Consider the following 23,619-nt stretch of genomic DNA (forward strand, 5'->3'; position numbering starts at 1 on the left):
GCGTCGGCGCTAGTGCCCGCCGGGCGGGTTGTGCTTTTCGACGAACGCCACCGCCGCTTCGAGCATCTGCACGCGCGTCGTGCCGATCGACAGCCAATGGTCCTCACCGGCGAGCGTCACCAGTTCGACCGGCTTGCCGGCGGCGCGCAGTTGCGCCGCCATGCGTTCGCTCTGCGCATAGGGCACCACGGTATCGTCGCGGCCGTGGATGAGCAGAACCGGCGCATCGCTGCGCGCCGCCGCATAGGCCGGTGACACCGCCGCCAGATCGGTACCGGCGCCGAATTCGGACTTCCAGGCGCGGCGCTGAGTGCGGTCGCCGGTGGCGCCGACCTCATCGGCGAACATCATCTTGAGGTCCGACACGCCCGCTACCGCGACGGCGCACCGGTATAGCCCCTGCTGCAGCGTTACGCCGGCGAGCGCCGCATAGCCGCCGTAGCTTGCACCCATGATGCAGACGCGCTTCGGGTCGATGATGCCGCGCGCCGCCAGCGCCGCGACGCCGTCGGACACGTCGGTCTGCATCAGCTTGCCCCATTGTCCGTAGCCGGCGGCGCGGAATTTGGCGCCATATCCTGTCGAGCCGCGGAAATTTGGCTGGAAGACGGCATAGCCGCGCGATGCCAGTGCCTGTGCCCACCAGTCGAACTGGGGATAGTCACGCGCTGCCGGCCCGCCGTGCGGCAGCACGATCAGCGGCAGCCCCTTCGGCGTCCGCCCGCGCGGCAGTGTCAGCACGCCATGCAGGTCTAGCCCGTCACCGGCGCGATAATCGAACATCGACACCGGCCCGATGTCTGCGGCCTTGATCGTCGGGTAATCGTGTCCGAGCTCGTCGGCGCTGCCGGTAGGAATATCGACGCGCCAATAGGTTCCCGAATCGTCGGGGCCGTCGGTGTGGACGATGATGCGGTCGAAGGCGCTGTCGGCATCGACATAGGTGACACGCAGTCCCGGGAAGGCCTTGACGGTGCCGCGCATGCGCGCTTCGCGGCGCTTGTCGAAGAAAGTGGCGGCCTGGGCATCGCCGGAGGCCACATAGCCGATCAGCAGCCGCGTGCCGGTGGCGGTGATCACCTCGGAAACCGCGACGTCGTCGAGCAGCTGCTCGCTGGCACCGCTATCGACATTGATTTCCGCCCATTCGTGTTCGGCATCGCCCACACGTGTAGACAGCACCACGGTGCGCGGCGTGCGGCCGAGCGACACCAGCCCGCCCTTGCCCTGCGGATCGGTTCCCTTGGCCAGCTCGCGGCCGCTGTCTGGATTGCGCAGCGTCCAGGCGCCGGTGTCGCGCGTGATATCGCGCGCAACAAGGACATTGCCTTCGCTGTCAACCAGCCAGTCGCGCCACGCCGGCCCGGCGTTCGACAACAGCTTGGTTCGCCCGCTATCGAGATCGACGCGGTAAAGGTCGGGCACGCTGTCGGTCCAGGCGCGTTCACCGTAGCCGAGCGTGCGTTCGGTGGTGATGGTGCTGAAGAAGCCGCTCAGCTTGCCGTCCACCGTGGCGGTGCCATAGCTGTCGAATACGCCGCCGAAGCTGTATTCCTTGCCCTGAAAGACGATCAGCGACTTTTTCGTCTCGGTGTTGAGGACAACGACCTGCGTCGCCTCGAACTTGTCGGTCGCAAAGTCCCAGCCCAGCTTTTGCGTGTTCGAAAGCGACACCAGCACATGCGAATCATCGGCGAAATCGACACCGCGCACCTTGAAGTCACCCAGTGGCGACAGCATCACCGGTTGTTCGGCGCGATCGAGAACGACCAGATTGCGGGCATCGCCGACGACGCCGACCATGCCGACGCGGTTGCCGCTGGGCGCAATGCTGACCAGATCGATTCCGGGCAGCGCGCCATAGGCCGATAGGGGTGCGCCGTGCACCGGCACCGCTGTTACACCCGCTGCCGCCAGCACCGCCAGCACGCCTCGCCACGCCATCGCCAACAACCCCCTGCGGCCCGCACCCCCCGTGCGACACCGCAAAGGCTATCGCGCCGGCCAAGCCGTCCGCAAATGCAGATGGGTCCGTTTTGGCAGTAAGGCCGGGGCCGAAAAGTGCTGCGGTTTACCGCATTGCGTCAGCGCAGATTGCCGACCGCGCGCTGGATGCGCGTGCAGGCTTCGACGAGCAACGCATCCGCGGTCGCATAGCTGATGCGGAACGCCGGCGAGCCGCCGAACGCGGCCCCGTGGACGACCGCGACGCCCTCGGCTTCGAGGAAATAGCCGGCGACGGCTTCGTCATCCTTTAGCACGCTGCCCTGCGGCGTGGTCTTGCCGATCAGCCCGCTGCAATCGGGATAGACGTAGAAGGCGCCTTCGGGACGCGGGCAGATGAGGCCGGGTGTCTGGTTGAGCATGGCGACCACCAGGTCACGGCGGACTTCGAATGCGGCGTTGCGCGCGGCCAGGAAGCTCTGGTCGCCGTTCAGCGCCGCAACGCAGGCGGCCTGCGCGATCGAGCAGGGGTTCGATGTCGACTGCGACTGGATCTTTGAAATCGCCTTGATCAGCGGCGCCGGGCCGCCGGCGAAACCAATGCGCCAGCCGGTCATCGCATAGGCCTTCGACGCGCCGTTGACGGTCAGCGTGCGGTCGTAGAGTGCTGGTTCGACCGAGGCGATGGTGGCGAATTTGAAGTCGCCGTAGACGATGTGTTCGTACATGTCGTCGGTCAGGATATGGACCTGCGGGTGGCGCAGCAGCACGTCCGCAAGTGCCTTGAGTTCCGCCGCGCTATATGCCGCGCCCGTCGGGTTCGACGGCGAGTTGAGGATGAGCCACTTGGTCTTCGGCGTAATCGCGGCGTCCAATGCAGCCGGCGACAGCTTGAAACCGGCGTCGATGCCGCACGGCACGATCACCGGCGTCGCGCCGGTCAGCAGCACGATATCGGGATAGCTCACCCAGTACGGCGCCGGGATGACGACTTCGTCACCGACATCGAGCGTCGCCATCAGCGCGTTGAAAATCGTCTGCTTGCCGCCTACGTTCACGGTGATCTGGTCGATGCCGTAGTCGAGGTTGTTGTCGCGCTTGAACTTGGCCTGCACCGCGGCTTTGAGTTCGGGGGTGCCATCGACCTGCGTGTATTTGGTCTGGCCATCGCGGATCGCCTTGATCGCGGCTTCCTTGACGAAGTCGGGGGTGTCGAAATCGGGCTCGCCGGCGCCCAGCCCGATGATGTCGCGGCCTTCGCGCTTCAGCTGCGCCGCCTTGTTGGTGACGGCGATCGTCGGCGACGGCTGGATGCGGTTGATGGCGGCGGACAGGAACGACATGGGGGAGGACTCCGGTGGATGCGCGGGCGTTCTAGTCCCCCAAGCGGGCCGGTATCAACCCGCGCAGCGCATTTCCGACAAGAAAACCGTGTTCGAGGTCGCCGATAGTGAGGTCAGCCTCGACGGCACGCCCTGAATCGAGCAATTCGGCGCGCAGAATGCCCGGTAACAGGCCTTCGGCCCCACGCGGCGTCAGCAGTACGCCGTCGCGTTCGACGAAGACGTTGGTGAAGCTGCCTTCGGTGATGTGGCCGTCAGGACGGACGAACAGCACTTCGAATGCGCCGGACGCGCGGCGGGCGTCGTCGTAGAAGGCGCGGTCGGTGGTTTTGTGAAACAGCCGCCAGTCGGTCGGCGCGACGGGCAGAGGGGCAAGCGCGACGCGCACCGGTTCGGCCATGCGCGGCGGCGCGGCATCGACCTGCACCGCGAACGCGCCCGACGCGGCGATTAGGAGGCGAACGCGCGCCGGACCGTCGAATGTCACGGCATCAAGCGCCGCACCGATGGCATCGAAGTCCGCCGCATAGCCCAGATACGCGAGCGTTTCCGCCGCGCGCGCCAGATGCCGGTCGCGGCGCAGCAGTCCAGTACCGGGTTCCCAGCGCAGCGTTTCGATGACATCGGCGCGCTGGCTGGTGCGCCGCACGAACGCCGCCTTGTCGAGACATTCCTGCCACTCGGCGGCTGCCGTGCTGTCGGCGACGATGCCCGAGCCGAGGCCGAGGCGCGCGTGATTGCCGTCAAGAATGAGCGTGCGGATTGCGACATTGAACGCCGCCTCGTCGCCCGAGATATAGCCGATGCTGCCGGTGTAGAGGCCGCGCGGGGTCGCCTCGACGTCGGCGATGACCTCCATCGCGCGGATTTTGGGTGCGCCAGTGACCGATCCGCACGGGAACAGCGCGGTCAATACATCGACGGGGGTGATGCCCACCGCTGCCTGCGCGGTGACGGTCGAGGTCATCTGCAGCACGGTGGGATAGCGTTCGACTTTGAACAATTCGGGCACCGCGACGCTGCCCGCCAGCGCAACGCGCGACAGGTCGTTGCGCAGCAGGTCGACGATCATCAGATTTTCGGCGCGGTTCTTGATGTCGGCGGCCAGCGCAGTCGCAGCGGCATCGTCGCGCGCGCACGTCGGGCCGCGCGGTGCGGTGCCCTTCATCGGCTTGGCCTTCAACCGGCCGTCCTGCAGCGTGAAAAACAGCTCCGGCGAAAAGCTCAAAATCCAGCGCGTGCCGGTATAAATCAGTGCGCCATAGGGCGCTGCCTGCGCACCACGCAGTCGTCGGTACAGCGCCAGCGGATGGCCGCCAACGGCAAGCTGCGCCTGAAACGTCGCATTGGCCTGGTAGATGTCGCCCGCCGCAATCAGTGTAGCGATCCGGTCGATCATCACTGCGTGCTGGGCCTCGCTGATGCCCGGTTCGACATGGCCGACCTGCGCGCCGCCCGCGACCGCCAGCCAGCCGTCGAGCGTTTCGGCGCCGATACGCGCGACCTGCGCAAACCGCCCGAACCATAGTAGCGGCAGGCCGTCTTCGGGCACGCGCGCGCGGTGCGCGAGTTTGGGCTCAAGCGCATAGCCCGCTTCGAAGCCGATGAAGCCGGCGAAATTCCCCGAATCGCCGCGCAACTGCGCCAGCGCCGGCATGACTTCGGCGGCGCTATCGGCGCGAATGACCGTTTCCAGCCCGGTAAACAACCGCGCCCGCGCCCCGCGTTCGCGGGCGTCATCGAGCAGCACGAACGGCTGGGTCGGGTCAAACTCTACCATCGCCCGCTAATAGCGCGCCATGGGCGCGCTGTCGCGGGGGGCGGCGCCCAAGCGCGACGCCCGCCGGCGCTTCGCTAGCTTTTGCGCCCGATGAAGAAGCCGAACGCCATCGCCGCCAGCACCGCCGCCGCAATCGCGCTCAGCCCGATCAGCGGATGTTCGGCAAAATAGTGGAGGATCGGGTGGCGGTTCGGCATGATCGCAATCGTATCGTTGCGAATCTTCGGGTGGAGCCATTTCGTCCCGCCGGGTCCGTGCACCTGTAGCCAATAGTAATATTCGTTCGAGCCCACCGTCGCCGTGCTCGGCAGGGTAAGCTTGAAACTTGTCGGTGAAACATTGGTCGGCTGCGGGATTCCACCTGGAAAAGTCGAAATTGCCGGCGGATTGCAATTGGTGGGTGCATTTTGGGAAATCTGAATCGGATTAATGGTATCAAATGTATAGCGCAGGTCGGCCAAGAAAAAGGTAATCACCGTCCCGTCATAGCCCGATGACTGTTTTACGGTCTGCAGAATGTCGCCATTCAGCTCCACTTTTGTCAAAGCAGCGCCGGGCGTTGGAGCCGATGTGGATGCCGGCTGCACCATCAAAGTGCAGACCGACGGTGAATCCGAAAGCCGCGGGATTTGCACAAAAAGCGATAGTTTAGTCATCGATCATTCCCCCCACTATAGACACGCTCAACTATGCAGATACGCCGTATTCTATCATGATTTGGCATTTGCACCGACACAATTTTCACGGCGATGAATATTCGGTTCGAGTTCTGTCCGAACGACGGCCCTATTTCATTGTATGGCGCTGAGCTGCGGCGGCTTCGGCGCGCAGGGTCGCGATGCGCGGTTCTTCGGTGGTCCCCGCGGGCGTGCGGATGCGCGCCACGACCGCGAAGTCATGCGCCGCGCCCGCCGTATCGCCCAGTGCCTGCCGCGCGTTTGCCGCCAGCAGCAGCGCGCGGCTGCGCAGCCAGCGCACCTCGCTCTCATCGCGGCCCGCGGCGGTCAGCGCGCCGAGCGCCGTCAGCGCGGCATTGGCCACCGCCAGCGATTGCGCCGGTGCACCGTCGCGCGCGAAGATGCCGGCGCGCAGCAGTTGTTCGCGCACGCGCAGCATCTGCCACTTGGCGACGCTACGATCGCGGGCGTTGAGCTTGCTCAGCGGCTGCGCTGCCGCGATCAGCGCGGCCCGCGCCGCATCGACATGGCCGGCCGCCAGCTCGGCATCGCCGAGTTGCAGCAGTGTCGCCGCCGCCGCTGCCATCCAGTCGGCGTTCGCCGGATCGGCCTGGGTCAGTTCGCGCGACAGCGCCACTGCGCCGGTGCCGTGGCGGATGGCGGCCGCCGTATCGCCGCGCGCCAGCGCAATTCGCGACTGCGCGCGGCGCGATGTTACCAGCGCCAGCTGTGCCGAGCGGTTTTCGCCGTTGCGGCGCAGCATTGCATCGAGAATCGCCGCCTCCTGCGTGCGTTCGGCAGCGGCAGTATCGAGCGCGCCAAGCCGCTCCTTGGAATCGGCGAGCCATGCCAGTGACTGCGCATAATCGAGCTGCGCGCTCTCTTCATCGGGAGTGTCGGCCGCCAATTCGCGCGAAATCGCCAGCGCGCTTTCGAACAGCTCGGCAGCGATGGCGTTTTGCCCCTCGGCATAGCGCAGCGTCGCCAAATTTGATTGGGCATAGCCGAGCTCGGCGCGATAGCCGAGGTTGCCGGGCGCTTGCGCCACCAGCCGCTGCGCCAGTTTGAGATAGGTCTGGAACGCGGTTTCGGCGCGTTCGAAATTGCCGCGCCGATAGGCGATATAGCCCACCCAAAACACGCTTTGCGCATGATCGAAGATGCGATCGGGATTGTCGGGACTGCGCGCCAGAAGCTCGGCGGTGGTGGCGGCGGCGGTCTCGAAATTGTCGAGCGCGGTATCGAGGTTGCCGCGCTGGTCCTGGATTTCGCCGATCAGCCGCACCACGCGCGCGCGCCGACCGAGCGAATCGGGATCGAGCGAGGCGACGTCCTGGCGCTGGTAGAACGCCAGCGCGCGGTCACCCAGCGTGTCCATCGCCCCCAGCCGCCCCATAGGTTCGAGCTTGCGGCGCAAGTCGGTCACCATGAACTCGATCAGCCCTTCGGCTTCGGCGCGCTGTCGTACCGCTTCGTTGCGCGCCTGCAGCGCGAACAACGCCAGTGCACTGGTCAGTGCGAGGCCGACGAGCAACGCCACCACCAGCGCCAGCGTTCGGCGGTGGCGCCGGCGTGCATCGCGGTGCACCAGCTCGTCGAGCGGTACGCCGAGCATGCCGGCGACCAGCTTGAGCCGCCCGGCGTGCTCGCCGTCCGCCTCACGGCGCAGATCGGCGCCGACGGGTTCGGCGCGGACCGGACCGTCTGGCGTCGGACGCTGGCGCAATGCAGGCGGGAAGCATTCATCGGCAGCGCGGGCCGGGTGGTCGCTGGCGAACGGCTCGCCGGCGATGATGGCGGCAAAGATGCCGGTATCGCCGTGCAGCTGCCGGAAGCGTTCGATTTCAATGTTGGTCCAGCGCGACACCGCGGCATGCGGCGAACACAGCACGATCAGTGCGCGCGATTCGCCGAGCGCGGTATCAATTTCGCGGCTCAGGTCGTCGGCGGCCGCGAGGTCTTCGCGGTCGCGGAAGATCGGGCGCAGCCGCTCGGGCACAATGCCGCGCGCGGTTTCGCGCCCGACGAGGTCGCGCGGGATGCGATAGCTTTCGAGGAAGTCGTGCAGCCGCGCCGCGGCGCGCTTGTCCGAATGGCTGTAGCTCAGGAATGCGGCGTAGCGCCATGGGCCGGCGGCAACGTGCGCCGCCGCCGCGCCGGTCGCCCCTTCGGCGGCGCTGGATAAGGTCGATGCCACGCGGCCAATATGCCACGAATACCGCCGTAACGAAAGCGCACCGCCAGCGTTGGGTTGCGGTGACAAGCCGCAACGGCGCCGCTAGGCTGGCAGCATTCACCCAGGGGGCTCGCCATGACCAAATTCGCCATTGCCGTCACATTGCTCGGCACGACGCTGCTCGGGGCGCCGATTGTCGCGCAAACCGCTGCGCCGCTTACCGTCATCCACGCCGGACGATTGCTCGATCAGCCGGGCAAGCCGGCGCGCGGGCCGTCGACGGTCACTGTGCAGGGCGGCCGTATCGTCAGCGTCACCGACGGCTTCACCGCGGCACCGGCGGGGGCGACGGTGATCAACCTTGAAACCAGCTTCGTGCTGCCCGGCCTCATCGACAGCCATGTCCATCTCGAATCGGATGCCGGCGGCACGGCGGGGCTGGTCGAAGGCGTCACCGACAGCGTCGCGACGCGGGCGTTCCGCGCCGAAGTCAACGGCCGCAAGACGCTGATGGCGGGGTTCACCACGGTGCGCAATTTGGGCGGCGCGGACGGCATCACGCTGGCGCTGCGCGATGCAGTTGCGGCGGGCTGGGTGGTCGGGCCGCGCATTATTGACGCCGGCAATTCGATCTCGACGACCAGCGGCCATATGGACGCGACGCTGGGGCTGGCGGAAGAATTCTGGCCGGTCGTCCAGCAGGACAATCTGTGCGACGGCGCCGACGCCTGCCGCAAGGCGGTGCGCCTGCAGATCCGCCGCGGTGTCGATGTGATCAAGATTGCCACCACCGGGGGCGTCAACAGCGTCATCGGCGCCGGCGTCGGCAAGCAGATCTACCCAGACGAGGTCAAGGCGCTGGTCGATACCGCGCATTTGTACGGCAAGAAGATCGCCGTCCACGCCCACGGCACCGACGGCATCAACATGGCGCTCGCGGCAGGCGCCGACTCGATCGAGCATGGCACGATGATCGACGCCGAAAGCATCAAATTGTTCAAGGCCAGCGGCGCCTGGTACGTGCCGACGCTGTCAACGGTCAACGGCTATATCGAACGCCTGAAAGCCGACCCCAACGCCTATCCGCCGGCGGTGTATGAAAAGGTCCAGTGGCGGCTCAAGGTGACGGGCAAGAGCCTCGAAATCGCCTATCCCGCCGGCGTCAACATCGCGTTCGGCACCGATGCCGGCGTCTCCAAACACGGCCGCAACGCCGACGAGTTCGAGCTGATGGTCAAGCACGGCATGCCCGCCAGCGCCGCCATCGTCGCCGCCACCACCGGCGCCGCGACGCTGCTCGGCGTCAACAAGGATGTCGGCAGCCTCGAACCCGGCAAGGTCGCCGACATCATCGCCGTCACCGGCGATCCGCTGGCGGATGTGACGGTGCTCAAATCGGTCGGCTTCGTGATGAAGGGCGGCAAGGTGGTGAAGGGGCAGTGACGACGTGGCGGCAGGTCTGGCTTGATTCCTCAATTTTCCAGTGAGGCTATTACGGTGATACGCCGGTAACGCGATTTCACTTGACATATTGAACCGAATCGGTTAGTGTTGCTCTCAAGGCGACGGGGAATGGGAGTTCCTCGTCCAACCTGTCCGGGCTCACGATCGCCACTTGCGTTCCCGGGCGTGACGTCTCACCGCCGCGCTTTTTAGCCCCGCGCTCTGTTAGATCGGGAACTTCAGCTCCAAGTGTTTCCAGGAGGACACTTTCTACCCTGTACGAAGCCTAGTGCTGACATACAGTACTGAAACAGTACTAGCGGCGTAAGAATCCGCCCGTCCTCCGACCCCGGCTATCCCGATCAGCGTCACAAAGCCTGCCTCTTCCCGATGGCCCAGCAACCCTCCCAAGGCCGCCGTCATCGGGAAGAGGATTATCTCCACCGTGGCGGTGGGGGTCAGTACCCAAGGACGATGGACCGGGGCGGGGATATCCGCTGGCCGGAAATTCGTCGTGGCTGCACCCCAACACACGGGTGCAGGGCCAAGGCCCTGCCCGCCGGAGGCCCTGCACACTTCCCTCTTGCACCACGCCGCCCGAGCCGCCACATCTGCGGTATGACAACCAAGCCCCCGCTCCAGGCGGTCATCGTTCCGGTGACGGCGCTCCAGCAGAACTGCACATTGTTCTGGTGCACGAAGACCATGCGCGGGGCGTTTGTCGACCCTGGCGGTGACCTTGAAAAGCTGATGGCGGTGGCGGCGCAGCATGGCGTGACTATCGAGAAGCTGCTGGTGACGCATGGCCATATCGACCATTGCGGGCTGACCGGGGTGCTCGCCGAGCAGCTCGGCGTGCCGATCGAGGGGCCGCACCGGGACGATAAGTTCTGGATCGACCAGGCGCCCGGCACTGGTGCCAAGTACGGCCTTGCCGGCGCGACGGCGTTCACGCCCGACCGCTGGCTGGTCGACGGCGATCAGGTGACGGTGGGTGAGCTGGTGCTCGACGTCTATCACTGCCCGGGCCACACACCGGGCCATGTGATTTTTCATCATGCGCCGTCGCATCTGGCGATGGTCGGCGATGTGCTGTTCCAGGGCTCGATCGGCCGCACCGATTTTCCCAAGGGCGATTACAACCAGCTGATCACTTCGATCACCTCGCGGCTGTGGCCGCTGGGCAATGCGACGGCGTTCGTGCCGGGGCATGGCCCGATGTCGACGTTCGGTACCGAGCGGCAGACCAACGCCTATGTCGCGGATGCGGCGCTGGCGTAGGGCCTAGATCGCCAGGAATACGGCCCAGGCCGAAAGCGCCACCAGCGGCACGAAGGTGCCGAGCATACCGACCATGCGGAACACATTGGGTGCCGGGCGCGCCATGCCGAGGGCGTGGCACAGCCGCGCGACGACGATGGTGGCGCCGGCGGCCTGCACCAGCGTGTTGGTGCCGTTGATGTATTCGACCAGCCCGAGCAGGATCAGCAGGATCGGCACATATTCGGCGAAGTTGGCGTGACTGCGGATGCGGCTGAGCAAAGTCTGGTCGCCGCCGTCGCCGAGCATGACCTTTGTCGAGCCGCGCACCATGATGACGCGCACGCTGAGCGCGATGAAGATCAGCCCGAGCAGGCCGGCGGTCAGTAGCGTGGTTTGCATGGGCATTGATCGGGCTCCCCTCAAAGTGTTGCGCCCTTCGTGGCGCAGCTTGGGCGCCAGTGCAAGTTTCGCCGGAAAACCGGGCTGGCAACGGGGGGCGCGATGATTCCGGCAGCGGTACAAGCTTTGGCTTGCAAGCCGGGCCGAAATCACTATGTTGCCGCGCTCGACATACCCTTGGAGTCGCAGCGATGGCGCTTGTCCGTCGTCTGCCGGTTTCATACCAGACAAAGAAGACAGGTGCCGCATGGCCGTTCCGAAACGCAAGACTTCGCCCTCGCGCCGCAACATGCGTCGCAGCCACCACGCGCTCACCGCGTCGGCATTCCAGGAATGCCCGAACTGCGGTGAACTCAAGATGCCGCACAACATGTGCGGTGCTTGCGGCCACTATAACGGCCGTGAAGTCGTCGAGAGCAAGGCCTGATCGCAGCAGCAGCCCGGGCACGCGCGCACATGACCGCGACGCCGCAGGGCCGCTCTGATGCATTTCCCAAGACTGTAATGGCCGCTGCCCGATGAGCACAGCCAATCCCGTCATCGCGCTTGATGTGATGGGCGGCGATACCGGCCTGTCGCTGGTGATTGCTGCCGCCGAAATCGCGCGCGAACGTTACCCGAAGCTGCGCTTCCGGCTGTATGGCCCCGAGGCCGCGATTCGCGCCGCGCTGGCCAAGGCGCCGCGCATCGCCGCCGACAGCGTCATCGTCCATACCGACCAGCAGGTGCTCGGCACCGACAAGCCGAGCCAGGTCATCCGCCGCGGCCGCGACACCTCGATGGGTCTGGCGATTTCGGCGGTCAAGGCCGGCGAGGCCGATGCCACCGTATCGGCGGGCAATACCGGCGCACTGATGGCCATGGCCAAGCTGACGCTGCGGACGATGGAGGGCATTGACCGCCCGGCACTGGCGGCACTGCTGCCGACGTCGAAGGCCGACATGATCATGCTTGATCTGGGCGCCAACACCGAATGCGACGCCGAAAATCTCGTGCAGTTCGCGGTGATGGGTGCAGCGTTCGCGCGCACCGTGCTGGCGCTGCCCAAGCCGCGCGTCGCCTTGCTCAACATCGGTGTCGAGGAACTCAAGGGCACCGACGAATTGAAGGACGCCGCCGCACTGCTGCGCGGCGTTGAACTGCCGATGAGCTTCGAGGGCTTTGTCGAAGGCGACGGCATCGGCAAGGGCGATATCGATGTCGTGGTGACCGACGGCTTTTCGGGCAATATCGCATTGAAGTCGATCGAAGGCACCGCGCGGCTGGTCACCGGGCTGCTGGCGGATGCGTTCCGCACGTCGTGGCTGACCAAGCTCGGCTATCTGTTTTCGCGCGGGGCGCTGCGGGCGCTGCGCGGCCATATCGACCCCGATACGCACAACGGCGCGGTGTTCCTCGGCCTCAACGGGCTGGTGGTCAAAAGCCATGGCAGTGCTTCGGCGCGCGGTTTCGCCAATGCCATCGGCGTCGCGCATGACCTGATTGTCGGCGACATCGCGCGGCGCATTTCGGACGACCTTGATAATTTCCGCGCGCATCGTCCGGTGCTTACGCCCGAAGGCGAAGCCGGCGACGACCTGCCCGCGGGCGACGCTTGAGCATGCGCCGGGCCTGCGTCATCGGCACCGGCAGCTATTTGCCGACAACCATCCTGTCGAACGAAGAGCTCGCGGCGCGCGTCGATACGTCGGATGCCTGGATTGTCGAGCGCACCGGCATCGCCAAGCGCCACATCGCCGCCGCCGATGAATTCACCTCGGACCTCGGCACCGCGGCCGCGCAGCGTGCGCTGACTGCAGCCGGCATCACTGCCGCCGAAGTCGACCTCATCATCGTCGCGACTGCGACACCCGACCAGACTTTCCCGTCGTGCGCGACGGTCATCCAGCACAAGCTCGGCATGGTCGACGGTGTCGCGTTCGACGTCGCGGCGGTGTGTTCGGGCTTCCTGTATGCGCTCAGCGTTGCCGATGCGATGATCGTCACCGGTGCCGCCAACACCGCGCTGGTCATTGGTGCCGAAACCTTCAGCCGGCTACTCGACTGGGAAGACCGCACGACCTGCGTGCTGTTCGGCGACGGCGCCGGCGCAGTCGTGCTGCGCGCGCAGACCGGTACCGGCACCTCGGCTGACCGAGGTATTCTCGCGCACCGGTTGCATTCGGATGGCCGCTACAACAGCCTGCTTTATGTCGATGGCGGGCCGGGCTCGACGGGCACCGTCGGAAAGCTACGCATGAAGGGCCGCGAGGTGTTCCGCCACGCCGTCAACAATCTCGCCAGCGTGATGACCGAAACGCTCGCGGCGGCCGGCGTCAGCGCCGACGACGTCGCCTGGGTTGTCCCGCACCAGGCCAATCTGCGGATTCTGGAAGGCACGGCGAAAAAGCTTGGCCTGCCGATCGAGCGCGTTGTCGTCACTGTTGACCAACACGCCAATACTTCGGCAGCCTCTGTGCCATTGGCGCTTGACTCTGCGGTGCGAGACGGACGTATTAAGTCCGGCGATTTGTTGCTATTGGAAGCAATGGGCGGTGGCTTTACCTGGGGGGCAGCTGCAGTTCGTTTTTAGCGGCATTTGTGCGCCGGAAAGCTTGGGTGGGGAGCGAATGGGCATGGCTGATACGGGAAACGCTGCAGGAATTTCCGCCGACTCGGCGACTTTGACACGGGCCGAACTCGCCGACGCCGTTCATGCGGCGATCGGGCTATCGCGCGCGGAATGCGCCGGGCTTGTCGAATCGGTGCTCGACCAAGTTGGCGACCGGCTGATTGCCGGCGAAAACGTCAAGATTTCATCGTTCGGCAGCTTTGTGCTGCGCCGCAAGGGCGCGCGCGTCGGGCGCAATCCCAAGACCGGGGTCGAAGTGCCGATTGCACCGCGCACCGTGCTGACCTTCCGGCCGAGCCAATTGCTGCGCGAGCAGATCAACCGCAAGTAGCCGGGGTGCGATGACCGTTTCCGACAAGGCCGTGGCCAAGGCGCCCGGCGCGTTCCGTACCATCGGCGAGGTTTCCGAAGAACTCGGCGTGCCGCAGCATGTGCTGCGCTTCTGGGAAACACGCTTTCCGGCGCTGAAGCCGCTCAAGCGCGGCGGCAACCGGCGCTATTACCGGCCCGCCGATGTCGTGCTGCTCAAGGCGATCAACAAGCTGCTCTACACCGACGGCTACACCATCAAGGGCGTGCTCAAGCTGATCGCCGACAAGGGCATTACCGGTCTCGAGGCCGGGGCTGCGGCCGCCGCGCCTGCTGCGCCGCTGGCGGCTGCCGCATTGGCCGCTGAGCCCTACGCGCAAGCCCCCGAATTGCCGCTGGCGACGACCGCAACGGCCGCCACGCCGGCGCTCGATATCTCGGCACTCTATGCGATTCGCGACCGCCTTGCCGGTGCGCTGGCCGAGGCGCGCGCGGCCTGAATGACACAGTCCGCGCCAAGGTCTCGCGCGGCATGAAATCGGTCGCGGTTTTCAGCATCAAGGGCGGCGTCGGCAAGACCGCGACGGCGGTCAACCTCGCCTATGCCGCCGCCACCGTCGGCGCGCGCCGGACGTTGCTGTGGGACCTCGATCCGCAGGGAGCGGCGACCTATACGCTGCGCTTGCGGCCGCTGGCGGGGGCCTCGGCACGCAAGCTGATCGCACGCGACGCGGCGCTCGACGGGCTTATCCAGTCGACCGACTATGCCAACCTCGATGTGCTCGCCGCCGACAAGTCGCTGCGCCATCTCGAACGCCAGCTCGCCGCCGATGACAAGGCCAAGCGCATCCGCAAGCTGCTGCGCAGCCTGTCGGATGACTATGACCGCATCATCATCGACGCGCCCCCGGGGCTGACCGAACTCGCCGAGCAACTGTTCCGCGCCGTCGACTGCCTGGTGGTGCCGATGCTGCCGTCGCCGCTGTCGCTGCGCGCCCGCGACCAGCTCGCGGCGCATCTCGCCAAGCACCACGCCGGCAAGGCGCCGCCGCTGATCGGCGTCTATTCGATGGTCGACCGCCGCAAGGCACTGCACCGCAGCACCGTTGATGCGACACCCGACCTTGTCGCCATACCCTATGCCAGCGCCATCGAGCAGATGGCCGTCGTGCAGGCGCCGCTGGGGGCTACCGCGCCCAAATCGGCAGCAGCACGCGCCTTTGGCGAACTGTGGACACAAGTCGAACGCCGGTTGCTCGGCTAAACAGAAACCACGCAACGCAATTCATTTGGGGAAATGACCATGACGACCGAACTGACACTGCTGGCCTGGACACTTGTCCTAGCGTTCGTCCAGATTCTGCTGTTCGATTTCGCGCGCACCGGCCAGTACGGGCTGAAATGGAACACCGGCGCGCGTGATGAAAAAATGCCGCCGCTCAAGCCGGAGGCCGAGCGCCTCAAGCGCGCGCAGGACAATCTGTTCGAAACGCTGCCGCTGTTCATCGGCTTCGTGCTGATCGCGCATGCCGCGGGCGTCCACACCAGCACCACGGTGCTCGGCGCGCAGCTCTATTTCTGGGGCCGGGTCCTTTACGTTCCGCTCTATGCCTTCGGCGTCAAGCAGATCCGCTCGCTGGTCTGGATGGTCGCCACGCTCGGTCTCGCCATGATTGCTTTCGCGGTGCTGACCGCCTGAGTTTAAGGGCCTCCGGCGGGCAAGGGCTAAGCCCCTGCACCCTATTATTGGGTGCAGGGACGCGTCCCTGCCCGCCGGAGGCTCTGCTCAGCTCTTCTCGATCTCTGCTAACAGCAGCTGCAGCGCCGCGTCTGCGAACGCCACCATGTTATCGAGCCGTTCGGGCCGGCCGGTTTCGAGCGTCATTTCGACGCAGCCGGTGCGGCTGGCCACCGCAATGCAGCTATGGCCGGCGGCGTCGCCATAGGGGTTGCCGGTCGGTCCGGCGGCGCCGGTTTCGCTGACACCCCAGTCGGCCTTGAACTGCGCGCGGACGGTGGTGGCGAGGCAGGCGGCATAGGGTTCGCTGGCGGATTTGAGGCCGCGGACGTCTTCGCGGCGCAGGCCGAGCAGGCGGTGGCGGGCGCGCGGCGTGTAGATGACGCCGCCGCCGAGGTAGAACGCCGAGGCGCCCGGCACCATCAGCAGCGCCGCCGAAATCAGCCCGCCGCTCGCCGATTCGGCGACCGCAACGGTGGCCTTGCGGGCGCGCAACGCAGCCGCGACGGCTTCGGCAGATTTTCGGAGTCGTTCCATGGTGCGTATCCTGTTGCTTGCGCCGCCATCCGTAATGTTGCGTAATTACCTGGCGGTCGAGCTCTTCTAGAATAGGGCGGCGACCTTACAAGCAGCGATTCGGTCGCAGGCGGGGACGGACATAATGAAGTCGATACTTGTACATATCCACGACGATGCCGGTCAGGAAGCCCGGCTGCAAGTTGCACTTGATCTGGCGCGCGCCAGCAGCGGCCACATCAGCTGCGTGCAGGTCACGCCGTTCGAGTATTACTCTGGCGGCGACCCGTTCGGCGGCGTCTACGCCTTTGCCGATGCTGTCGATGCGATCCGGGCGCTCGAGCGCGAGGCGCGCACGCGGATCGAGGCGCAACTGGCGCGCGAGGGCGTGAGCTGGGATTGGCGCAAGTTCGACGGCAACGTCATCCAGACGCTGATCGACCAGTCGCGGCTGATGGATGTCGTCGTGCTCAGCCAGCCGCATACCGGCGGCGATGCCGAACGCCCGCCGCTTGGCATTGGTGGCGATGTCGCGATCCATGCGCGCGCGCCGGTGCTCAGCGTCGGTGCCAAAGCCAAGGGCTTCGATGTCACCGGCAATGCGATGCTGGCGTGGAACGGCTCGGGCGAGGCGGCGAATGCACTGCGGCTCAGCCTGCCGCTGCTGCGCCACGCCGGCATGGTGCATATTGTCGAAGTCAGCGATGACACGCGCGGGCTGCCGTCGACCGAAGCGTCGGCGTATCTGTCCCGCCACGGCATCGCCTCCGAACTGCACGAATGGCCGGCGAAGGGCCGCAAGGTCGATGTCGCGCTGCTGCATGCCGCGGTCGAACTTGATGCCGCCTACATGGTGCTCGGTGCCTATGGTCACTCGCGGCTGCGCGAGACGATTTTGGGCGGTGTGACGCGCGACCTGATCCGGACCAGCCATCTGCCGCTGCTGCTCGCGCATTGACGCCGGGGGCCGCACCGGCCCACATTATATGCGTGCAAGCCAAGTCCGACCCCGGCGCCACCGCGCCCGAAGCCTCGGCGCTGACCTTCGGGGCCAGCGATGCCTATTGGCGTTCGATTCTGTCGACGGTGCCCGACGCGATGGTGGTTATCGATGCGGCGGGGCATATCCTGTCGTTCAGCGCTGCTGCCGAGCGGCTGTTCGGTTACAGCGAGGCCGAAGTGCGCGGGCGGAATGTCGACCTGCTGATGCCGTCGCCCGACCGCGAAAAACATGACGCTTATATGGCCCGCTATCTGGAATCGGGGGTGCCGCGTATCATCGGCATCGGCCGCGTGCTGATCGCGCGTCACCGTGACGGCTCCACCTTCCCGATCGAGCTGTCGATCGGCGAGGCGGCGACGCCTGAAGGCCGCGTCTTCACCGGCTTCGTCCGCGACCTGACCGAGCGGCAGGCGGCGGCGCGGCGGTTGCAGGACCTGCAGGCTGAACTCAGCCGCATTTCACGAATCAGCGCGATGGGATCACTGGCCGCAGCATTGGCGCACGAACTCAACCAGCCGCTGACCGCGATTGCCAACTATCTCGAGGCGGCGCGCGACCTGATCGCCCAGCCCGGTGCCAAGACCAGCGACGCGGCCATCCAGGCGCTGATCCACGAGGCGGTGACCGAGGCGGCGGGGCAGTCGATCCGCGCCGGGCAGATTGTCCGCCGGCTGCGCGAGTTCATCGCGCGCGGCGAATCCGAAAAGCGCATCGAACCGCTCGGCAAGCTGGTCGCGGAGGCACAGGCGCTGGCACTGATCGGCAATGGCAACGGCGAAGTCGATATCCAGGTCGATTTCGGCAGTGCGCCAGTATCGGTGCTGGTCGATCGCATCCAGATCCAGCAGGTGCTGTTCAACCTGCTCCGCAACGCCATCGAAGCTGGAGGCAACACGCCGCGCAAGCGCATCCGTATCACCGCACAGCCGTGTGAAGGCGAAATGGTTGAGCTGGTGGTAGAAGATGACGGCAGCGGCCCGGGTGCCGAGGCGGCTCGACATCTGTTCGAACCCTTCCAGAGTTCGAAAGCCGAAGGCATGGGGCTGGGGTTGTCGATCTGCCGCACGATCGTCGAGGCGCACGGCGGCCGCATCTGGTATCAGCCTGGCGACAATGGCGGTTCGGCATTCCATTTCACGCTGATGGCAGGTGCGCTGGAGGGCAGCGATGGCAACTGAACGGCAGATCTATCTGGTCGATGACGAAGCTGCGGTGCGGCGTTCGATTTCGTTCATGCTGCGCACCGCCGGCTTTGCCATCGAAAGCTTTGAATCGGGCGAGGCGTTCCTGCGCGCCGCCCCCGGACTGCCGATGGGCTGCGTGCTGCTCGACATCCGGATGACCGGGATGGACGGACTACAGGTGCAGGCAGCAATGCGCGAACGCGGGCTGGCATTGCCGGTCATCATCATCACCGGCCACGGCGATGTCGGACTGGCAGTGCGCGCGATGAAGGCCGGCGCAGTCGATTTCATCGAAAAGCCGTTCGAAAAGGCCCGACTGCTCGAATCGCTCGAAATCGCGTGCAAGCACCACGGCGAAGCGGCCGAAGTCCACCAGATGGCCGAACGCGCGCGGGTGCTGCTCAACGTGCTGACGGCGCGCGAACGCGACGTGCTCGACGGGCTGGTCGACGGCCAACCCAATAAGGCGATCGCCTATGCACTCGGCATCAGCCCGCGCACCGTCGAAATCCACCGCGCCAATCTGATGCTCAAGCTGGAAGCGCACAGCCTGTCGGACGCGCTACGCATTGCCTTTATGGCGCGGATGATCGGCACCGGCGCCCCGCCGTCCACCGAATAGGCCCGCACCGCTGTCATTTGGCGTTGCTCCGAAACTCGGCTAGACTTCCGCCAGCGCCGGGGCGCGCGATGGTGGGGACCGGGCACATGCGCGTGCAAGCCAGGACAATAGAGCGGCTACGATCGTACAGCGACGGGGCGCCGCGTGGCGTCTAGCAGCGCCCGCGGCTGGATCCGGCTGGTCCTGCTCGCAGTGACGGGCCTTGTGCTGGCGTTGGCGGTGATGGTGCTGCTGCGCGGCCGCGACTGGGCTACCGCCGAGCATCTGCGCAACTACCGCGAACTCGAAATTGTCGGTCGCGCCGTTGAAGGCTGGCCCAAACAGATCGAAATGATGGCGCGGTCGAACTTCGTGCCGGGCAAGCTCAAGCACGCATCGGCGCTTTCGGAGGATCGCGGCGCACTAGGCGTGGTCAACTACGCGCATCCCGACCTTGGCGAGTTCAAGATTCGCTATGGCGTACGGACCTGTCCCAAGGAACCCGAGAAGGACGCCAAGGGCGAAGTGGTGGAACCGGCGAGCTGCGATCCCGACCCGTATGCCGGTGTCCAATCGACCGACAACAAGCTTTCAGTTTATGGCGAAATCCCGTTACGCGACCTCGTTGCTGCCGAACTCGACGTCGGCAACGTGACGACTGACAAAGTGCTGCTTCAAACCGTGACCGGTGAGAATATGTCAGGAGTCGACCTGCCCGACGAAAGCCTGCTGCAATATAGTGCCGATCTGTCGCTCGAAGGCATTGCCAAGCTGTCCGACAGTGCCCCGGATTTCGAGACGGTGTTCGTCGTCGACAAGGATGGCCTTGTGGTCGCCTCGCTGGGCGGCAAGAAGCTGCCGGTTTCATCGGTCAAGGACATCATCGCCGATGACGCCGACCTTGGTGCGCTGCTGCTGACCAGCGCCCGCGTGGTCAGCGGCAAGGACATCGGCGGCGGCGATTCGAAAGCTGCGCAGCCGCCGACACTGCGCGGCAATGCCGAGCCGGTGTCGGTCAGCATCGCCGGTGAATCCTATGTCATGTACATGCGCCCGCTCAATTTCCCGGCACCCTGGGCGTCGAACTGCGCCGTCAAGTCGAGCGACAAGAGCGATCTCAAGGGCTGCCTGATTGTCGGGTTGGCGCCCGACGGCGGCACTTATGCGCGGTCGCTGAGCCTGTCGCCCGACCTGCTGACGCTCGCCGCCATTTTCCTGACGCTGGCGGTGGCGCTGGTGCCGGTGATGAAGCTGCGCTTCCTCGGCCCGGCAGGGCATATGACGCCGCTCGAAGTCATTGCGGCGATCTTCGGAATTGTCGCAGCGTTTGCACTGGCGGTGCTCGCGGTGGTGCTGGTGTGGAACTCGTTGCTGTCGCACGCCCGGTCGCAGACCCGGCTGGAAAGCCTCGCACAGGAAATGGCAGGGCAGTTCGAAATCGAGTTTGCCAGCATGCTGGCGCTGACCAACACGCCCGCGGCGATCTGGCCTGCTGCTGACAAGCCGCGCGCGGCGCCCGCTGCCGGCGCGACGCTGATATGCACCGACAGCCCGCCGTCCGCAGCAGCGGTGCCGGCGGCCAAGCAGCCCCGCAATTCCGGCACCGAAGCCCGGTCGAATACCCCGGTGCCGCCGACGGCATCGACCGAATGGCTGGTATTGCCCGGCATGGGCGGCAGCGGCCCTTGGGTCTGGCCGCTGCGCGAAAGCCTGTCGCTATCGGATGCCAAGGGCAACCGTTTCGTCGGCTCGTCGACAATCATGAATCGCTGCAAGGGCAGCATCACCCGGCTTGGCATCGGCGAACGCCAGTATTTCCGCGCGGCACTCGCCGGGGTCAGTCATGGCAACTTTGACGCCACGCGCTTCAACGCGCCCAAAGGTTTCAAGTTTGCGTCCGATTACACCATCGAAGCCGTCCGCTCGTCATCTGATGGCGGCAACAAAGTCGCGATCGCGGTGCCATTCGATAACACCGGCGTCGGCATCAAGGATGACAAGCTGCGCCGTGGCATCATGCTGCAGACGATGGTGCCGCGCAGCTTCCTGGCGCCGGTGCTTCCGTCATCGGTCGAATTCATCATTGTCGACGCGTCCGACAAGCGGCTGCCCTATGTCGCGGGCTCGAATACCCACCGCATCGCCATCGACGGGCTGGGCTCGGCGTTCAGTTCGGGTGCGCCGATCGACGCCATCGAACGCGCGGCGCGGGCGGCGAGCATCGACACGCGCGATGCCAAGCATCCCACGGTCCGCGAGCGGCTGCGCGGCGTGCTGACCGGCGTCGACGATTCCGCCGAATCGCAGAGTTTCGATGCGGTCTTCGAAGGGCGGCCGCAGCAGTTCGTGGCGCGTGGGCTGAAGGGTACGCCGTGGGTGCTGATCGTTCACCGGCCGCTGCGCGATGTCGATGCGCAACTGGCCGCAACCGCCAGCTTCGCCGCGATCGGCTGGTTCGGTCTGGCGCTGGTCGGGGCGTTCGTGATGGGCGTGGCGTGGCTGGTGTGGCGCAAGCGCAGCTGGCTGTGGCTATGGCCGCGCCCCGGCGTCGGCCCGCTGGCGCGGCGTGCGGCGCTGGAAATCTACGGGGCGCTGGCGGCGGCGCTGCTGATCATCATCGTGCCGGCCACCCAGATCGAAGTCTACAAGGTGTGGCTTGCAGTGCTGATGCCGATCGTGGCGTCGGCCATTGCCTGGCGGCACATCGGCCATGCAGGTGGCCCCGGGCCGGCGGGCGTGCTGATGCCGACGGACGAGCGCGGCCACCGCCTGCTCATCGTCGCGCTGTTTCTGAGCTTTGGCGCGCTCCCGATGCTGGCGATGTGGAGCGACGCGGCGCGCGAAACCCGCGTCGGCGCGAACAACGATGAAATTGTGCACCTTGAGGCCGCCTGGGAAGAAAATCGTATTGCGACACGCGCGGCGCTAAAGTCCATCATGCTGCCCGACCCGCCGCTCGCAGGGGTTGTCGATGCCGTCAATGCGGCGTGGGCAAAACCCGATGCCGAGGTACTCGCGGCGCTGCAGCGCGCCGGCCTGCCGGGTCTGGCGATGGCGGCGAAGCCGACGCCGAACCGGCTCAAGCCCGGGCTCAGCGGGTTGTTGCACGACTGGGCCAATCTCGGCCGCCCGGTCGATGTTGCCGGCTGCGTCGGCACGCTCGAGCCGACTTCGGTCTACTGCGTCGATGACAATGCGCGCGTTGGGCTCGTCGATAGCAACCGGCGCCCGCCGCTGTCGCTCAAAGGGCTGTGGTGGCCCGGCGTCATCGGCAGCCTGATTGCGCTGAGCGTGCTGGTGTTTGTCCTGCGCCACAGCATCCATGCGCTGGTGCGGTCGCTGTTCGGCTTCGGCACGCCGCTTGAGGCGGTGACCTATCCGCGGCTGTCGCGCCGTGACCGCCGGCTTGAACTACCCGAACGCACGGTGGTGCTCAACGGGCCGCTGGCGCTGCAGCTTGAACTTCTTGGCCCCAACGACGCGCTCGATGTCGGCCAGACCGAGGCGCAAAGGGCTGCAGCGGCATCGGGCTACAGCGGCCACCGCGAACGCCTGCTTGGCGGCGGCACGGTTGTCGTCATCGGGCTCGAGATCGCGCTGCGCGATGGCGCGCTGGGCGAGGCGGCGCTGTCGATGCTCGAAGACATGTCGCTGTTGATCGACCGCCAGCGGCGCTCGGACTCCGGCGTCGCCGAAGGGCGCGTTGTCGTGCTGACCGACCTGTCTCCGCTCGACCGCGTGCTGCAAGCTTATGAGCGCGAGCAAAGCGAGACCGCGACCGCGCCCGGTGTACCATTGATTTCGCGCCAGCAGCAGCTGCGCTGGAGCCGGTTATTCGAGGATTTCACCACCGTCGTCTTCCGGCCGACGGCGAAGTTCACCTGGAACGCCCGCGTCGAACGGCGCTGCCGCAAACAGCTCGCGCACATCGCCGACACCACGCACGCCGGCGAAAGTCTGGCTGACGGTATCATCCAGCTGATGCGCGAGGCGCATTACCTGCCCGAAGTCGTCCTCAATTCGCTGATCGACCCGCGCCGCGTGCCGAGCGCCGCGACCTGGAAAAAGCTGTTCTCCGTGACCTATCCGATCAGCACCGTCCAATATGGCCGGCTCTACGCGCGGCCGGTTTGGGACTGGGCGCAGTCGGTGCGGCCGGCGACGCGCGAGGCGGCGATCGACTATCTGCGCGGCACGCTGATCGAACATTACCAGCACCTGTGGGTGGCCTCGTCGCGCGCCGAGCGCGTCATCCTCGATAATCTGGCGCGCGGTCGCGTCGTCAATATCAGCGCCGCGCTGGCGCTGCGCTCGCTGATCCGCCGCGGGCTGGTGGTGCTCGATCCCGAGCCGCGGCTGATTAATGCCAGCTTTGCGGCGTTCGTACGTCAGGCCGAACGCCCCGAAGCGATGGCGATGTGGCGCATGGAGCAGGGCAAGAGCAGCTGGGACAAGGCGGCGCTGCCACTGGCAATCATGCTGCCGGGCGCGATCATCCTGCTGGCAGGGTTGGCGCTGATGGCAGGTGAAAGCTTTACGACAGTGTTCCCGGTCATCCTCGGTGTCGGCCCGGCGCTGCTCGCCACCTTCGGCGGCGGTCGCAAGCAAAGCTGATCGCGCTGTCGGCCGCGC

Annotated in this window: 20 protein-coding genes; 13 read left to right on the plus strand and 7 right to left on the minus strand. The window is 66.0% G+C overall.

Annotation, left to right across the window (positions count from 1 at the left end; genetic code table 11):
• Window positions 1–9 precede the first annotated feature (9 nt).
• The 5 genes from EUV02_RS07705 to EUV02_RS07725 form a co-directional block, all read right to left on the minus strand.
• Window positions 10–1,944 (minus strand): alpha/beta hydrolase family protein, encoded by a 1,935-nt coding sequence (locus EUV02_RS07705; protein WP_135245667.1) that lies wholly within the window; start codon window positions 1,942–1,944, stop codon window positions 10–12.
• 140 nt (window positions 1,945–2,084) lie between these two features.
• Window positions 2,085–3,287, minus strand: a complete 1,203-nt coding sequence (locus EUV02_RS07710; RefSeq protein ID WP_135245668.1) for a pyridoxal phosphate-dependent aminotransferase — start codon at window positions 3,285–3,287, stop codon at window positions 2,085–2,087.
• Window positions 3,288–3,318: 31 nt separating this feature from the next.
• Window positions 3,319–5,067: an aminodeoxychorismate synthase component I gene (pabB, locus tag EUV02_RS07715; RefSeq protein ID WP_207790143.1), complete on the minus strand. Its 1,749-nt coding sequence runs from the start codon at window positions 5,065–5,067 to the stop codon at window positions 3,319–3,321.
• 74 nt (window positions 5,068–5,141) lie between these two features.
• Window positions 5,142–5,723 carry a hypothetical protein gene (locus EUV02_RS07720; protein ID WP_135245669.1) on the minus strand — a complete coding sequence of 194 codons (582 nt, stop codon included), beginning with the start codon at window positions 5,721–5,723 and terminating at the stop codon, window positions 5,142–5,144.
• Window positions 5,724–5,853: 130 nt separating this feature from the next.
• Window positions 5,854–7,941 carry a toll/interleukin-1 receptor domain-containing protein gene (locus tag EUV02_RS07725; RefSeq protein ID WP_166430559.1) on the minus strand — a complete coding sequence of 696 codons (2,088 nt, stop codon included), beginning with the start codon at window positions 7,939–7,941 and terminating at the stop codon, window positions 5,854–5,856.
• A 114-nt stretch (window positions 7,942–8,055) separates the two neighbouring features.
• Here EUV02_RS07725 and EUV02_RS07730 point away from each other — a divergent pair, with 114 nt between their 5' ends.
• Entirely contained in the window at window positions 8,056–9,363 is a 1,308-nt protein-coding gene (locus EUV02_RS07730) for a metal-dependent hydrolase family protein (protein WP_135245671.1), read from the plus strand.
• A 618-nt stretch (window positions 9,364–9,981) separates the two neighbouring features.
• A complete protein-coding gene (locus EUV02_RS07735; protein ID WP_135245672.1) occupies window positions 9,982–10,644 on the plus strand; it encodes an MBL fold metallo-hydrolase in 663 nt (220 codons plus the stop codon).
• A 3-nt stretch (window positions 10,645–10,647) separates the two neighbouring features.
• Here the strand turns inward: EUV02_RS07735 and EUV02_RS07740 are convergent, their stop codons facing one another.
• Entirely contained in the window at window positions 10,648–11,031 is a 384-nt protein-coding gene (locus EUV02_RS07740; protein WP_135245673.1) for an MAPEG family protein, read from the minus strand.
• A gap of 241 nt (window positions 11,032–11,272) precedes the next feature.
• On the opposite strand from EUV02_RS07740, the gene rpmF reads away from it, so the two are divergent.
• The 7 genes from rpmF (at window position 11,273) to EUV02_RS07775 (ending at window position 15,644) form a co-directional block, all read left to right on the plus strand.
• Complete coding sequence (gene rpmF / locus EUV02_RS07745) at window positions 11,273–11,452, plus strand: 50S ribosomal protein L32 (protein WP_135245674.1); 180 nt, start codon at window positions 11,273–11,275, stop codon at window positions 11,450–11,452.
• A gap of 91 nt (window positions 11,453–11,543) precedes the next feature.
• On the plus strand, window positions 11,544–12,623 hold the full coding sequence (gene plsX, locus EUV02_RS07750; RefSeq protein WP_135245675.1) for a phosphate acyltransferase PlsX: 1,080 nt from the start codon (window positions 11,544–11,546) through the stop codon (window positions 12,621–12,623).
• Window positions 12,624–12,625: 2 nt separating this feature from the next.
• Entirely contained in the window at window positions 12,626–13,597 is a 972-nt protein-coding gene (locus EUV02_RS07755) for a beta-ketoacyl-ACP synthase III (RefSeq protein WP_135246446.1), read from the plus strand.
• 43 nt (window positions 13,598–13,640) lie between these two features.
• On the plus strand, window positions 13,641–13,967 hold the full coding sequence (locus EUV02_RS07760) for an integration host factor subunit alpha (RefSeq protein WP_135245676.1): 327 nt from the start codon (window positions 13,641–13,643) through the stop codon (window positions 13,965–13,967).
• A 10-nt stretch (window positions 13,968–13,977) separates the two neighbouring features.
• Complete coding sequence (locus EUV02_RS07765; RefSeq protein ID WP_135245677.1) at window positions 13,978–14,445, plus strand: MerR family transcriptional regulator; 468 nt, start codon at window positions 13,978–13,980, stop codon at window positions 14,443–14,445.
• Window positions 14,446–14,477: 32 nt separating this feature from the next.
• Window positions 14,478–15,209, plus strand: a complete 732-nt coding sequence (locus EUV02_RS07770; RefSeq protein WP_135245678.1) for a ParA family protein — start codon at window positions 14,478–14,480, stop codon at window positions 15,207–15,209.
• Window positions 15,210–15,248: 39 nt separating this feature from the next.
• Entirely contained in the window at window positions 15,249–15,644 is a 396-nt protein-coding gene (locus tag EUV02_RS07775) for an MAPEG family protein (RefSeq protein WP_135245679.1), read from the plus strand.
• Window positions 15,645–15,731: 87 nt separating this feature from the next.
• On the opposite strand, the gene EUV02_RS07780 is transcribed toward EUV02_RS07775, so the two are convergent.
• Window positions 15,732–16,220, minus strand: coding sequence for a CinA family protein (locus tag EUV02_RS07780; RefSeq protein ID WP_135245680.1), 489 nt, complete (start codon window positions 16,218–16,220; stop codon window positions 15,732–15,734).
• A 124-nt stretch (window positions 16,221–16,344) separates the two neighbouring features.
• Here EUV02_RS07780 and EUV02_RS07785 point away from each other — a divergent pair, with 124 nt between their 5' ends.
• The 4 genes from EUV02_RS07785 (at window position 16,345) to EUV02_RS07800 (ending at window position 23,601) form a co-directional block, all read left to right on the plus strand.
• A complete protein-coding gene (locus tag EUV02_RS07785) occupies window positions 16,345–17,157 on the plus strand; it encodes a universal stress protein (protein WP_135245681.1) in 813 nt (270 codons plus the stop codon).
• A 32-nt stretch (window positions 17,158–17,189) separates the two neighbouring features.
• Complete coding sequence (locus EUV02_RS07790; protein ID WP_243445823.1) at window positions 17,190–18,380, plus strand: sensor histidine kinase; 1,191 nt, start codon at window positions 17,190–17,192, stop codon at window positions 18,378–18,380.
• A complete protein-coding gene (locus tag EUV02_RS07795) occupies window positions 18,370–19,008 on the plus strand; it encodes a response regulator transcription factor (RefSeq protein WP_135245682.1) in 639 nt (212 codons plus the stop codon). Before EUV02_RS07790 ends, EUV02_RS07795 begins: the two co-directional genes overlap by 11 nt.
• Before the next feature lie 144 nt (window positions 19,009–19,152).
• A complete protein-coding gene (locus EUV02_RS07800) occupies window positions 19,153–23,601 on the plus strand; it encodes a hypothetical protein (RefSeq protein WP_135245683.1) in 4,449 nt (1,482 codons plus the stop codon).
• Window positions 23,602–23,619 lie beyond the last annotated feature (18 nt).

The organism is Glacieibacterium arshaanense (assembly GCF_004681125.1).
GTDB lineage: Bacteria > Pseudomonadota > Alphaproteobacteria > Sphingomonadales > Sphingomonadaceae > Polymorphobacter_A > Polymorphobacter_A arshaanense.

Bases quoted from the DNA above. Each gene is read 5' to 3' on its own strand.
- EUV02_RS07705 (WP_135245667.1), bottom strand. From the start codon at position 1,944: ATGGCGTGGCGAGGCGTGCTGGCGGTGCTGGCGGCAGCGGGTGTAACA.
- EUV02_RS07710 (WP_135245668.1), bottom strand. From the start codon at position 3,287: ATGTCGTTCCTGTCCGCCGCCATCAACCGCATCCAGCCGTCGCCGACG.
- pabB (WP_207790143.1), bottom strand. From the start codon at position 5,067: ATGGTAGAGTTTGACCCGACCCAGCCGTTCGTGCTGCTCGATGACGCC.
- EUV02_RS07720 (WP_135245669.1), bottom strand. From the start codon at position 5,723: ATGACTAAACTATCGCTTTTTGTGCAAATCCCGCGGCTTTCGGATTCA.
- EUV02_RS07730 (WP_135245671.1), top strand. From the start codon at position 8,056: ATGACCAAATTCGCCATTGCCGTCACATTGCTCGGCACGACGCTGCTC.
- EUV02_RS07735 (WP_135245672.1), top strand. From the start codon at position 9,982: ATGACAACCAAGCCCCCGCTCCAGGCGGTCATCGTTCCGGTGACGGCG.
- EUV02_RS07740 (WP_135245673.1), bottom strand. From the start codon at position 11,031: ATGCCCATGCAAACCACGCTACTGACCGCCGGCCTGCTCGGGCTGATC.
- rpmF (WP_135245674.1), top strand. From the start codon at position 11,273: ATGGCCGTTCCGAAACGCAAGACTTCGCCCTCGCGCCGCAACATGCGT.
- plsX (WP_135245675.1), top strand. From the start codon at position 11,544: ATGAGCACAGCCAATCCCGTCATCGCGCTTGATGTGATGGGCGGCGAT.
- EUV02_RS07755 (WP_135246446.1), top strand. From the start codon at position 12,626: ATGCGCCGGGCCTGCGTCATCGGCACCGGCAGCTATTTGCCGACAACC.
- EUV02_RS07760 (WP_135245676.1), top strand. From the start codon at position 13,641: ATGGCTGATACGGGAAACGCTGCAGGAATTTCCGCCGACTCGGCGACT.
- EUV02_RS07765 (WP_135245677.1), top strand. From the start codon at position 13,978: ATGACCGTTTCCGACAAGGCCGTGGCCAAGGCGCCCGGCGCGTTCCGT.
- EUV02_RS07770 (WP_135245678.1), top strand. From the start codon at position 14,478: ATGAAATCGGTCGCGGTTTTCAGCATCAAGGGCGGCGTCGGCAAGACC.
- EUV02_RS07775 (WP_135245679.1), top strand. From the start codon at position 15,249: ATGACGACCGAACTGACACTGCTGGCCTGGACACTTGTCCTAGCGTTC.
- EUV02_RS07780 (WP_135245680.1), bottom strand. From the start codon at position 16,220: ATGGAACGACTCCGAAAATCTGCCGAAGCCGTCGCGGCTGCGTTGCGC.
- EUV02_RS07785 (WP_135245681.1), top strand. From the start codon at position 16,345: ATGAAGTCGATACTTGTACATATCCACGACGATGCCGGTCAGGAAGCC.
- EUV02_RS07795 (WP_135245682.1), top strand. From the start codon at position 18,370: ATGGCAACTGAACGGCAGATCTATCTGGTCGATGACGAAGCTGCGGTG.